General features: G+C 38.2%; 10 protein-coding genes. 6 read left to right on the plus strand and 4 right to left on the minus strand.

Annotation, left to right across the window (positions count from 1 at the left end; translation table 11 throughout):
• Positions 1–172: 172 nt before the first annotated feature.
• Complete coding sequence (locus tag DES39_RS08515; protein ID WP_121145358.1) at positions 173–1486, minus strand: MFS transporter; 1314 nt, start codon at positions 1484–1486, stop codon at positions 173–175.
• 78 nt (positions 1487–1564) lie between these two features.
• A complete protein-coding gene (locus DES39_RS08520; protein WP_121145359.1) occupies positions 1565–2689 on the minus strand; it encodes a 5-methyltetrahydropteroyltriglutamate--homocysteine S-methyltransferase in 1125 nt (374 codons plus the stop codon).
• A gap of 393 nt (positions 2690–3082) precedes the next feature.
• Between DES39_RS08520 and sstT the strand changes: the two genes are divergently transcribed.
• The 3 genes from sstT (at position 3083) to DES39_RS08535 (ending at position 5530) form a co-directional block, all read left to right on the plus strand.
• A complete protein-coding gene (sstT, locus tag DES39_RS08525; protein ID WP_121145360.1) occupies positions 3083–4339 on the plus strand; it encodes a serine/threonine transporter SstT in 1257 nt (418 codons plus the stop codon).
• A 143-nt stretch (positions 4340–4482) separates the two neighbouring features.
• Positions 4483–5097: a transcriptional repressor LexA gene (gene lexA, locus DES39_RS08530; RefSeq protein WP_121145361.1), complete on the plus strand. Its 615-nt coding sequence runs from the start codon at positions 4483–4485 to the stop codon at positions 5095–5097.
• Positions 5098–5161: 64 nt separating this feature from the next.
• Positions 5162–5530, plus strand: a complete 369-nt coding sequence (locus DES39_RS08535) for a hypothetical protein (protein WP_121145362.1) — start codon at positions 5162–5164, stop codon at positions 5528–5530.
• Positions 5531–5616: 86 nt separating this feature from the next.
• Here the strand turns inward: DES39_RS08535 and pagP are convergent, their stop codons facing one another.
• Both pagP and DES39_RS08545 read right to left on the minus strand, forming a co-directional pair.
• Positions 5617–6177: a lipid IV(A) palmitoyltransferase PagP gene (gene pagP, locus DES39_RS08540; RefSeq protein ID WP_211324668.1), complete on the minus strand. Its 561-nt coding sequence runs from the start codon at positions 6175–6177 to the stop codon at positions 5617–5619.
• A 110-nt stretch (positions 6178–6287) separates the two neighbouring features.
• Positions 6288–7541 carry a mechanosensitive ion channel family protein gene (locus DES39_RS08545; protein WP_121145363.1) on the minus strand — a complete coding sequence of 418 codons (1254 nt, stop codon included), beginning with the start codon at positions 7539–7541 and terminating at the stop codon, positions 6288–6290.
• 222 nt (positions 7542–7763) lie between these two features.
• On the opposite strand from DES39_RS08545, the gene clpB reads away from it, so the two are divergent.
• The 3 genes from clpB (at position 7764) to argB (ending at position 12334) form a co-directional block, all read left to right on the plus strand.
• A complete protein-coding gene (gene clpB / locus DES39_RS08550) occupies positions 7764–10334 on the plus strand; it encodes an ATP-dependent chaperone ClpB (protein WP_121145364.1) in 2571 nt (856 codons plus the stop codon).
• Between the two features lie 201 nt (positions 10335–10535).
• Positions 10536–11546, plus strand: a complete 1011-nt coding sequence (argC, locus tag DES39_RS08555) for an N-acetyl-gamma-glutamyl-phosphate reductase (protein WP_121145365.1) — start codon at positions 10536–10538, stop codon at positions 11544–11546.
• A 14-nt stretch (positions 11547–11560) separates the two neighbouring features.
• A complete protein-coding gene (gene argB / locus DES39_RS08560) occupies positions 11561–12334 on the plus strand; it encodes an acetylglutamate kinase (RefSeq protein ID WP_121145366.1) in 774 nt (257 codons plus the stop codon).
• Positions 12335–12415: the final 81 nt, after the last annotated feature.

A 12415-nucleotide genomic window follows, 5' to 3' on the forward strand; every position in this document is an offset into this window, starting at 1 on the left:
AAAACTGACTTTGCTGTAGCTAACCGATGTAATTGATATGATCTATGAAAACTGTACTGAAAAAATAACAATAACACATTTCAGTTTGTCGCTAGTTAGTTTCAACGATTATGGCGCATTTTTATATTAATGCATATAGCGGTCAGCCTTGGTGCGGGCGTTAAATCAGCTATCAGTCAGGTAATTCGCAATAAGGTTTAATGATATAGATACAGCTTGCGGCAATTAACAGTGGTAAGGCTAAAATGAAAAAGTAGCAACCACGAGGTAATTCAGCCGCAATCAATAATCCTGCAATATACGGCCCTAACGCAGCGCCTAATCGCGCAAGTCCTAAGACGATGCCGGTTCCTGTTGCTCTGATTTGCGGTGGAAAGACAATAGGCGCTGTCGCATACAGTCCCGCCATTGCGCCATAAATAGTAAAGCCAATAAACGCAATTAACGTGAAGAGTAATGGTAATAGATTGGCACTAAAGCCAAAGAGTGTCACGGCAATAAATGCAACAATTAGCATGAGCGCTGACGCTTTTTGTACTGAGTATTTTTTTGAGAACCAACCCAGTAATATCCCGCCAGCAATACCAAAGATATTCATCAGTAATGAACCGGTGATACTCAATGCATTAGAATAGCCTAAATTGACTAAAATTTTAGGGGTCCAATTCGCAAGAAAATAGAAAGAGCACATGAGCATAAAGTTACTGACACACAGCAAAATCGTTGCTTTTAACATTTTAGGGGTAAGTAGTAAGTTAAAGTGCTGCACTTCAGCTTGTGATGTTGCGGCTTTTGGAAAACTATCACAACGCTGTAAACCGAGTTTGCCTAGAAGGTGATTAAGTTTAGTTAAGTTTTTATGACTGTTTTTACCTAAGATAAAATCAAGGGACTCCGGTAGCTGGTAAAATACCACACCGATCATTATGGCGGAAAATATACCGCCAAAATAGAAAACAGATTGCCAACCAAAGTATTTAATCAAATAAATTGAGAACACTCCACCGATTAAAGCGCCAACAGTATAGCCTGCAGCCATAAAACTAATCGCTAAGGAACGATAGCGATTTGATGAGTACTCTGCCACAACCGTATTAATACCGGGCAGTATTGCCCCCATACCAAGTCCCGTAAAGATGCGGGCAATCACTAATTCTGTATGGCTCATTGCAAGGCCAGAGGCAAACATACCGATGGTTAAAATCACTAAGCAACATAAGATAATAACGCGTCGGCCTAATTTATCAGCAAACGGGGAGATAACTAATGCACCGAGCACCATGCCAACTAAACCAGCACTAAATAACACGCCTAATTGTTCTGGGGACAGCTCCCACTGGGTTGAAATTGATGGTGCAACAAACGCGATAGTTAATACATCAAAACCATCGATTAGACTAATTAAAACACAAATAGTAATAACAAGTATTTGAAAATGATTCATTTTGCCATGGTAAATAGTCTGTTTTATTTCACTAACATCCATATCGGTCTCTATTGGGTAAATGTGGACAAAAAATTAATGGCAATGAGTCTCACTGCCATCTTAATGAGTTAATTAAGGCTATTTTATATCAATAGATCCCCAAACGTCTTTAGCAATATTAACGGTTAATTGTAATTTAGCACGTTGATCCTCTGCTGTAACATTATTACCGTGAATGGTACTACTAAAACCGCATTGTGGTGATAAAGCGAGCTGTTCAAGTGAGGCGAACTTCGCTGCTTGATCAATGCGGCGCTTGATATCATCAGGGTTTTCTAGCTGTGAGAATTTACTTGAAATCAAACCTAAAATTGCAATTTTTCCTTTTTGCAGATATTTTAATGGTTCAAAACTACCGCTTCTTTCATCATCATATTCTAAGAAGTATCCATCAAGTTTCATTTCACTTAACAACGCTTCTGCAACTGGGTCATAGTTACCGCTAGCGGCGAAAGTACTCTTAAAATTACCACGACATAAATGGATCGATAACACTAAATCTTTTGGTTTTAGGTCAACAACTTTATTAATGAAGTTAGCATACTTATAAGGTAGCTCATTAGGATCATCACCGCGCTTACGAGTGGCTTCACGCATTTTTTCATCACATAGGTAAGCTAAATTGGTATCGTCCATTTGCACATGACGGCATCCGGCTCGGTATAATGACTCAAGCTCGAGTGCATAGGCTTTGGCAACATCATCATAAAAATCGGGCTCAAGAATTGGATAAGCCATTTCATCAATGCCACTTCGACCTCCACGAAAGTGTAACATGGTGGGGGATGGAATCGTGACTTTAGGTACTGATGTTGACGCGGACTGGCTTTTTAGAAAGTTGAAATCAGCCAGTTGAATATCTTTAATATGCTTCACTTTGCCCGTCACGCGAATATTAGGTGGTAAGAGCTTTTCCTTACCATCGCTATCAATAACCGTGCCTGGCGCATCAGTTGTGACGCCACCGAGCTGTTGTAAAAAATCTAAATGAAAGTAAGTACGTCGGAATTCACCATCGGTTACACTGCGAAGACCAACAGCTTCTTGGAACTTGATAATTTCAGTAATCGCTTTATCTTCAATGAGTCGTAATTGTGCAAAAGAGATCTGTTGATTGGCAAACTGTTCACGCGCCTGTAGAAGAAACTTTGGACGTAAAAAGCTACCAACATGATCGGCGCGAAAAATCGGGTACGTACTCATATTATGTTCCTTTTCATATTTTGTCGTTAATGCTTATAGATGGATAGACGTCTAAATCATGATTATAAAGTGATGAGATGTTATTATCCAATATAATTTTTTTATAGTTAAATATAGTTTTTATCTATATACCAATAAATGATGATCTCATTTAGGCGCTTATCGCTTCATTTTTTTCGTTGAGGTTTAGTAAATAATTCGATTGTAGTATGCACTACATCAGACAAAAGTACGAAAAATAAGCAGATTGTGCTGGAATGGCACGATGTCATAATTTGTCATAATATCAACGTATTGTTGTATAAAAAAACATTATTTTAACGATTTTTTGCTATAAAAATGCGATTGATGATGATAGAGTTTTGCCTCAAATTATGAATTAGGAAAACAAGCATGGTTCGTCGTCAGCACCCATTAGTAAAATTGTATTTTAAAGTTGGGTTAATTCCGCAGATTTTATTGGGTCTGGTATTGGGTATCATTGTTGCTTTTGTTTCAAAAGAAACGGCAATGAATGTTGGTTTATTCGGTCAACTTTTTATTAATGCGCTTAAGTCAGTCGCGCCAATACTTGTTTTAATGTTAGTTGCCGCTTCAATAGCTAATCATCAACAAGGTAAAAAATCAAATATTAATTTATTGGTTATATTGTATTTTTCCGGCATGATTTCGGCGGCATTGATAGCAACTATCGCCAGTTTTATTTTCCCATCACAAATTACGCTGGTGGATGATGTGCAAGCGATTGGTTTAACACCGCCGAGTGGCGTTAAAGAAATTTTATCCACTTTGCTTTACAAAATGATTGATAACCCCGTTAATGCTTTGGTTCAAGCAAACTATATTGGGTTAATTGTGTGGGGCATTGGTATCGGGCTTGCACTGCGTCATGCGAGTCAAACCACCAAAACCATGATGACAGATTTATCGTATTCGATTTCTTATATTGTTAGAATTATTATTCGCTTTGCGCCATTAGGTATTTTTGGCCTTGTTGCATCAACATTAGCTGAAGCCGGGTTTGGTGAATTGCTTAATTATATCCATTTATTAGTGGTGTTAGTCGGTTGTATGTTGCTAGTTGCTTTAGTGATTAATCCGTTGCTAGCATTTTTTGTCATGCGTAAAAACCCTTATCCGTTGGTATTTGCCTCGTTGAGAGAGAGTGCGATTCCGGCTTTTTTTACGCGGAGTTCCGCGGCAAATATTCCGGTTAATATGGAATTATGTAAAAAACTGAAAATGGATGAAGATACCTACTCCGTTGCAGTGCCACTTGGTGCGGCAATTAACATGTCAGGTGCTGCGGTGACGATTACAATTTTAACACTTGCGGCAGTATATTCAATGGGCATTGAGGTTGATATTTATTCTGCGGTGTTATTGTGCATTGTCACATCAGTATGTGCATGTGGCGCTTCGGGAATCGCTGGAGGCTCTTTATTGTTAATTCCTGTGGCGTGTAGTATGTTTGGTATTCCCAATGAGATTGCCGTTAAGGTCATTGCGATAGGACTGACGGTTGGTGTGATTCAAGATTCGGTTGAAACAGCGATTAACTCATCAAGCGATATTGTTTTCATCGGCGCGATTTCATCCGCTTTAAGCACGAAAAATGACAAGACAGTGAACGTTAAAGTTGAGTCTTAATCAGTTTAATCGCCTTTTATTCCCTTATTGTTCTGAATAAGGGAATACCTGTTTAATTGTTTTGTGCTTGCAATAAAAACATTGGCTTTCTTGCTGTTACTGTATATAATCACAATATATGTATAAATAGACAGGATTTTAGTATGAAGCCACTTACAGAGCGACAGCAGCAAATTTATGATTTAATTAAAGCCCATATCCATTCAACGGGCATGCCACCCACTCGTGCCGAAATTGCTAACCAACTTGGATTCCGCTCTGCGAATGCTGCTGAAGAGCACCTAAAAGCATTGGCACGTAAAGGGGCGATTGAGATGATCGCAGGATCATCTCGTGGTATTCGATTATTACTCGAAGAAGACGCCGAAGAAGGACTACCGCTAATTGGCCGTGTTGCCGCGGGATCGCCAATTTTAGCTCAAGAGCATATTGAAGGGTATTATCAAGTTGATCCGAGTTTGTTTAAACCTTGTGCTGATTTTTTGCTGCGTGTGAATGGGATGTCAATGAAAGATATCGGCATTTTGGATGGTGACTTGTTAGCGGTGCATAAAACTCAAGAGGTTAGAAATGGGCAAGTTATTGTTGCAAGAATTGGCGAAGAGGTGACAGTAAAACGATTGGAAAGAAAAGGTGCAAAAGTTCGTTTAATCGCTGAAAATGGTGATTTTAGTCCTATTGATGTTAATCTACAAACACAAGAATTTTCGATCGAAGGATTAGCTGTTGGAGTCATTCGTAACGGAACATGGATGTAATTTTGTTCGATTTCGTATAGACTAACCAAAATACAACGCAATCAGATAAAAAGGGGTAAAAAGAATGTGGTTATTTTGGTTATATGAGTTTTTAGGTCTAGTTGCCGTTATTGTTCTAATATTTGCTTATTGCCGTTTTCGTAAACAAGGTTTTTGGTCATTCGTTTGGCATCAATTAAAGTGGGTTTCACTAGCTGTTGTCGCTATATGGTTGATTATTGCAATATTGTGTTGGAATCATCTTTACAGCGCAACGCAATGCTATTTTAGAGGTGTTAGTATGAAGGCAAATACCAAGTACTCAATTTATTTAGGTGAATGTCAAATTGAAACGCCACGGGGTGCTTATATTCCAATTAATAAAACCCGTTCACTACCTGATGGTCACAATGGTAACGATACTGATAATGTGGATGAATATTTTGGTAATTAACTTAACCCTTTTTTAACTAATCAATGGCGATCAATTTGGTCGCTTTTTTATTCGTAAGCATTTTTATCGTAACGGTTTATTTATACCTAAGTTAAACTTCCGAGTTCCAATTTAAGCCAAGTAAATATAATATTACCCGTATTGCGTTTAACGCCCGGTATATAGGTACTTTGAATTGAAAGTCTGTCATATTCAAATGATAATAGTGGTAATGGGGCAGGGAAGGGAATCCAGTTATAGTCTTTGCGCGCGGTAATACTTAATGTATAGCCAATGCCAATACGAAATTTATCACTATTGCTCGGTCGCCAATATGTCTGGTAGGCATATCCACCGATGGGTTCAATCACATTATGTGAATCTTGAAACTCCATTACGTACAGGGCATGCCAATCACCATCTTGATCAAAACGATAAACCCCCATCCCAATACCCCATGGCCTTTCATTGTATCCCTTAATGTTTTCGCTATCGTAGGTTGCACGGTTATGCCATGTATTGACCGGCACATACAGCTCATAGTTATCTGAATGCCATGTATCGGATAAGCGCTGTTTAATTTTGTGCCATAAGCTTAAATTATTATTATCTGCCAAAACAGAATATGAGCTTAAAAATAAAAAAAATAGAAAATATATTTTTAACATATCATTCATTTTGTTAGTTGTTAATAGGGTGTTTTTTGGCGTTGATGAGTAAAAATACACGATTATTTATTTAACATACAGCCTTTAAATTTAATTTAAAGGCTGGGTAATTATCGTTTAATGTATTCACCTAGCGCTCTAACGTCATTTCCTGTTGGTGTTTGGTGCACACGCAAGCCAAATTCTGGAATGATTGCAAAAATATGGTCGAAAATATCAGCTTGAATATTTTCGTAAGCGACCCATTGTGTTGTATTCGTAAAGGCATAAATTTCAATCGGTAATCCGTTTGAAGTCGGCGCTAATTGCCTGACCATTAGGGTCATATTTTGATGAATTTGCGGATGATTATGCAAGTATGCTTCTAAATAGGCTCTAAATGTACCTAAGTTCGTTAATCGTCTACCATTTATTTGATAACCCGTATCGATTTGACGTTCACGGTTATACTGCGTTATTTCATTGATTTTATTATCAATATAAGGTGCTAGTAATTGAGCTTGTTTCAATGTATCACAATCATGTTGTGTTAAAAAATACACACTTGTTGTATCAATAAAAATACTTCGCTTAATCCTACGTCCGCCTGATTCACTCATGCCTTGCCAGTTTTTAAATGAATCGGAGATTAACGCATAAGTCGGAATAGTTGAGATAGTTTTATCCCAATTTTGGACTTTCACTGTAGTTAGTGTGATATCAATAACATCGCCATCTGCACCATATTTCGGCATTTCTAGCCAGTCACCTACATTGAGCATTTTATTAACTGATAATTGGATACCAGCAACTAGGCCTAGTAACGGGTCTTTAAATACTAACATTAATACTGCTGTCATTGCACCTAATCCACTCAATAATAAAATAGGAGAACGATTGATGAGTAATGAGATGACTAAAATAGCAATAAACACAGTAACGATAAGTTTAATACTTTGATTAATTCCTCTGATCGGTAATCTTTTTGCTAAACCATTTTTTTGCGTGATGCTCAGCCATATATCTAAAATGGAAAAGAAAGAGAGTGTAATAAAAATCAAGATCCAGATCTGAGAAACAACTAACAATATTGTTTGAATTAATTCATCATTATTTAGCCAAACTTTGGCTTGTATATAAACGACAAGGCCTTGTAATGTTAGAATAATACGATTAAAAAATTGATGTTTTATAAAAAGATTCATCCATTTGTCACGCCCTTTTTGGGCATAATGACATTCAATACTTTTTAAGATTACTTTGTGCAGTATTAAGTGGGTAATAATCGTAATTACCACGATTAAACAAATGATCAAGCCTAAAGCGACAAGATCTGGATATGAAAATTCATTACGTTTAAAGATATCGAAAAGATAATTTTGCATTACGTTTTTTCCCGCTGATTCCTTAAATAATTAAAAGATGAATGAACCATTCTAGGGATATCGCGCCTAGATCGCAATGATAAAATTATTTATAGGTATTAACGTGATAAAAAATTCTTGACAAACACTTGAAATTTATCTAATAGACCATATTTAGTCACTAAGCAAAGGTTTAGCTATTTAAAATAGTCAAGCCAAATTATTGCAAAGGAGATATTAAATATGAGGTTAGATAAACTTACTAATAAATTTCAGCAGGCATTGGCTGATGCTCAGTCGATGGCGTTAGGTAAAGATAATCAATATATTGAACCGGTTCATGTATTAGCGGCAATGCTTAATCAAGAAGGCAGTAGCGTAAAACCGTTATTAGCATCAGCAGGCGCAAATCTGAATTTATTGCAACAAGAATTGATAAATGAGATCGATAAATTACCACAAGTACAAGGTATTGGTGGCGAAATTATTCCATCACAACACTTTATTCGTGTATTAAATTTATGTGACAAATTGGCGCAAAAAGGCGGTGATAGCTTTATTTCGTCAGAATTATTTATTTTAGCAGCATTAGAGGATAAAGGAGTACTTGCCGATATATTACAAAAAGCAGGTATTACTAAAGCGCGATTTACTCAAGCGGTTAATCAAGTAAGAGGAAATGATAACGTGAATGATGCTAATGCAGAAGATCAACGTGAAGCGTTGAAAAAATATACTATTGACTTAACTGAGCGCGCAGAGCAAGGTAAATTAGATCCGGTGATTGGCCGTGATGAAGAGATTCGCCGTACGATTCAAGTGTTACAACGTCGAACGAAAAATAACCCGGTATTAATTGGTGAGCCTGGCGTGGGTAAAACGGCTATCGTTGAAGGGCTTGCGCAACGTATTGTTAATAATGAAGTGCCTGATGGGTTACGTCATAAACGTGTTTTATCGTTAGATATGGGTGCATTAATTGCGGGCGCTAAATACCGCGGTGAGTTTGAAGAGCGCCTTAAAGCGGTATTGAAAGATATCTCTAAAGAAGAAGGCAATGTTATTTTGTTTATTGATGAAATCCACACGATGGTTGGTGCGGGTAAATCAGATGGTGCGATGGATGCTGGTAATATGCTCAAACCGGCATTAGCACGTGGTGAGTTACACTGCGTTGGCGCAACAACTCTGGATGAATATCGCCAATATATTGAAAAGGATCCAGCATTAGAACGTCGTTTCCAAAAAGTGTATGTCGCCGAACCAACGGTTGAAGATACTATTGCCATTTTACGTGGCTTAAAAGAGCGTTATGAGCTGCATCATCATGTGCAAATTACTGATCCAGCGATTGTCGCTGCTGCAACATTATCGCATCGTTATATTTCTGATCGCATGTTACCAGATAAAGCGATTGATTTAATTGATGAGGCAGCCTCAAGTATTCGTATGCAAATGGATTCAAAACCAGAGTCACTCGATCGACTTGAGCGCCGTATTATCCAGCTTAAATTGGAACAACAAGCGCTGAAGAAAGAGACCGATGATGCCAGTAAAAAACGGTTAGAGATGCTCAATGAGGAACTCGCTGAGAAAGAGAAAGAATTTGCCTCACTTGATGAAGAGTGGAAATCTGAGAAAGCCGCGGTATCTGGCACGCAAAATATTAAAGCCGATATTGAGAAAGCACGCACCGAGCTTGAACAAGCACGCCGCGCTGGTGATTTGAATAAAATGTCTGAATTGCAATACGGTAAAATTCCAGAGTTAGAGAAAAAACTTGCATCAGCAACGCAGCTTGAAGGTAAAACGATGAAGTTGCTGCGTAATAAAGTCACTGATCATGAAATTGCGGAAGTATTATCAAAAGCGACTGGCATTCCGGTTTCAAGAATGCTCGAAAGTGAAAAAGATAAGTTATTGCATATGGAAAGTGCCTTACATACTCGGGTTATTGGTCAAGATGAAGCGGTTGTTGCGGTGGCAAATGCGATTCGCCGTAGCCGAGCAGGCCTTTCTGATCCTAATAAACCGATTGGGTCATTCTTATTCTTAGGGCCAACGGGGGTTGGTAAAACCGAGCTATGTAAATCCCTTGCCAGCTTTATGTTTGATAGTGAAGATGCCATGGTGCGCATTGATATGTCTGAGTTTATGGAAAAACACTCTGTTGCACGATTAATTGGTGCACCTCCGGGTTATGTTGGTTATGAAGAAGGTGGCTATTTAACCGAAGCAGTAAGACGTAGACCTTATTCAGTCATTTTACTTGATGAAGTTGAAAAGGCGCACCCAGATGTATTTAATATTTTACTACAAGTACTCGATGATGGGCGATTAACTGATGGTCAAGGTAGAACGGTTGATTTCCGTAATACCGTCATCATTATGACATCAAATTTAGGTTCTGATTTGATTCAAGGACAAATTGAATTGAGCTATGAGGAGATGAAAGCATTAGTAATGACGGTCGTGACTCAGCACTTCAGACCTGAATTTATTAATCGTATTGATGAGACGGTTGTGTTCCATCCACTCGGTCAAGACAATATTAAAGCGATTGCCAAAATTCAGTTGGCAAGAGTTGAAAAACGCCTTGAAGAGCGCGGATATACGATGGATATTTCTGATCGTGCTTTAGAGCAGTTAGCGAAAGTTGGTTTTGATCCGCTGTATGGTGCAAGACCACTAAAACGAGCGATTCAGCAAGCGTTAGAAAACCCATTAGCACAACAAATGTTATCGGGTAAATTGATTCCAGGTAAAACGATTCACTTGGATTTAGATGGTGATAATATTGTTGCGACGCAATAATCGCAACAAGTGATTAATAGCTAAATTTTTAAACCGACCTTTGGGTCGGTTTTTTTATTGTGTTTTTTCAATCTGACTCATTTACCTGTATTTAAATAAAAATTCACTTTATGTGCATAAAAATGCAAATTTAAGTTGAAATTGTGCATACAATCCATTATTCTATTCCACAATGATGGCGATAAGATAATGGGAATAATTATGTTAAAAGCGTTAATTGTGGGAGCGAGCGGTTATGCTGGTGCACAGCTGGCTTTCTATCTGAGTAAACATCCTCATATTGAAATAGCAGGCTTAACCGTATCAGAGAAAAGCGCTGATGCCGGTAAGTTACTTTCTGATTTTGAGCTACATCCACAATTAAAAGGCCTAGTCGATCTGCCGCTATTACCGATGGCAGATTACACGGCGATTATTCAAGATATTGATATCGTTTTTTTAGCCACAGAACACTCCGTTAGCCACGATATTGCCCCTTACTTTTTAGAACAAGGTTGTATTGTTTTCGATTTATCGGGGGCATTTAGAGTCAATTCTTTAGGCTTTTATACTGAATTTTATGGCTTTAATCACCAACATCAAACGTGGCTGGATAAAGCTGTTTATGGGCTTGCCGAATGGAATGACAAGCTGATTAAACATGCGCAGCTTATTGCGGTGCCAGGTTGTTACCCAACCGCTGCACAGTTACCGTTAAAACCCTTGATTGCAGAGGGGCTATTAGACGATACTCAGTGGCCGGTTATTAATGCGGTGAGTGGTGTGAGTGGCGCTGGTCGCAAAGCATCATTAAAAAATCATTTTTGTGAAGTGAGTTTACATGCTTATGGTCTATTTTCACACCGTCATCAGCCTGAAATTGCTACACATCTAGGTCAAGAAGTTATTTTTACTCCACATTTGGGGAGTTTTAAACAAGGTATTCATGCCACTATAACATGCCGAGTCAAAGACGGTGTCACCACGGATGATATTTTGGCTGCATTAAATAAATACTATGCGCATAAACCGTTAGTCAGAGTGTATCAACAAGGTTGGCCAGCATTAAAATCTGTTGTTGGTTTACCTTATTGCGATATTGGTTTTGCTTTGAAAGATCGCCATTTAATTTTGATTTCAGTTGAAGATAATCTGTTAAAAGGCGCGGCGGCACAAGCGGTTCAATGTATGAATATTCGTTTTGGTTTTGATGAAACGACGTCGTTAATTTAATAATAGGAAAGTTTATGAATCCGTTAGTGATTAAATTAGGTGGCGTATTACTTGATACGAAAGAAGCACTAAATAATTTATTTGCTGTGATGAGTGAATATAAATCACAGTATCAAAGACCGCTGGTGGTTGTGCATGGTGGTGGCTGCGTGGTTGATGAATTGATGAAGAAATTGGCTTTACCCGTTGTGCGCCGTAATGGTTTACGCGTTACGCCAGAAGATCAAATTGATATTATTGTTGGTGCGCTATCTGGTAGTGCCAATAAAACTTTGCTGGCACAAGCGGCAAAGCACCAATTACGAGCTGTGGGTTTATCATTAGCTGATGGCAATAGCATTACTGTTCGGCAAATTTCCGCTGAACTTGGCTGCGTTGGTGAGGCCGCGGTTGGTGATGGTCACTTATTAAACTTATTGCTACAAAATGGCTATTTACCCATCATCAGTTCTATTGGTATCACCCCTCAGGGGAAATTAATGAATGTGAATGCCGATCATGCAGCTGTCGCGATTGCAAAAACCATTAACGCCGACTTAGTCTTATTATCTGATGTTGCGGGAGTGTTAGATGCTAATAAACAGCGAATTGAATCATTGACACAAGAGCAGGCTGATACCTTGATTGAGCAAGGTGTTATCACTGATGGCATGGTTGTAAAAGTACAATCGGCATTTGAAGCCGCACAGATGTTACAACGACCAATCGATATTGCGAGTTGGAAAGAGAGTGAAAAATTAATCACACTATTTAACGGTACACCAACGGGCACAAGAATCATTGCCTAATCGTTATTGAACAAGTATATTAAATTACATTTGTTGATTTTATTAGCAAATATTGTGTTAATTCATTGAGTACTTTTAATT

This window comes from Orbus hercynius, assembly GCF_003634275.1.
In the GTDB taxonomy this organism is placed as follows: domain Bacteria; phylum Pseudomonadota; class Gammaproteobacteria; order Enterobacterales; family Orbaceae; genus Orbus; species Orbus hercynius.

Excerpts from the sequence above, each read along its gene's own strand:
- DES39_RS08515 (WP_121145358.1), bottom strand. The coding sequence starts at position 1,486 with ATGGATGTTAGTGAAATAAAACAGACTATTTACCATGGCAAAATGAAT.
- DES39_RS08520 (WP_121145359.1), bottom strand. The coding sequence starts at position 2,689 with ATGAGTACGTACCCGATTTTTCGCGCCGATCATGTTGGTAGCTTTTTA.
- sstT (WP_121145360.1), top strand. The coding sequence starts at position 3,083 with ATGGTTCGTCGTCAGCACCCATTAGTAAAATTGTATTTTAAAGTTGGG.
- lexA (WP_121145361.1), top strand. The coding sequence starts at position 4,483 with ATGAAGCCACTTACAGAGCGACAGCAGCAAATTTATGATTTAATTAAA.
- DES39_RS08535 (WP_121145362.1), top strand. The coding sequence starts at position 5,162 with ATGTGGTTATTTTGGTTATATGAGTTTTTAGGTCTAGTTGCCGTTATT.
- pagP (WP_211324668.1), bottom strand. The coding sequence starts at position 6,177 with ATGTTAAAAATATATTTTCTATTTTTTTTATTTTTAAGCTCATATTCT.
- DES39_RS08545 (WP_121145363.1), bottom strand. The coding sequence starts at position 7,541 with ATGCAAAATTATCTTTTCGATATCTTTAAACGTAATGAATTTTCATAT.
- clpB (WP_121145364.1), top strand. The coding sequence starts at position 7,764 with ATGAGGTTAGATAAACTTACTAATAAATTTCAGCAGGCATTGGCTGAT.
- argC (WP_121145365.1), top strand. The coding sequence starts at position 10,536 with ATGTTAAAAGCGTTAATTGTGGGAGCGAGCGGTTATGCTGGTGCACAG.
- argB (WP_121145366.1), top strand. The coding sequence starts at position 11,561 with ATGAATCCGTTAGTGATTAAATTAGGTGGCGTATTACTTGATACGAAA.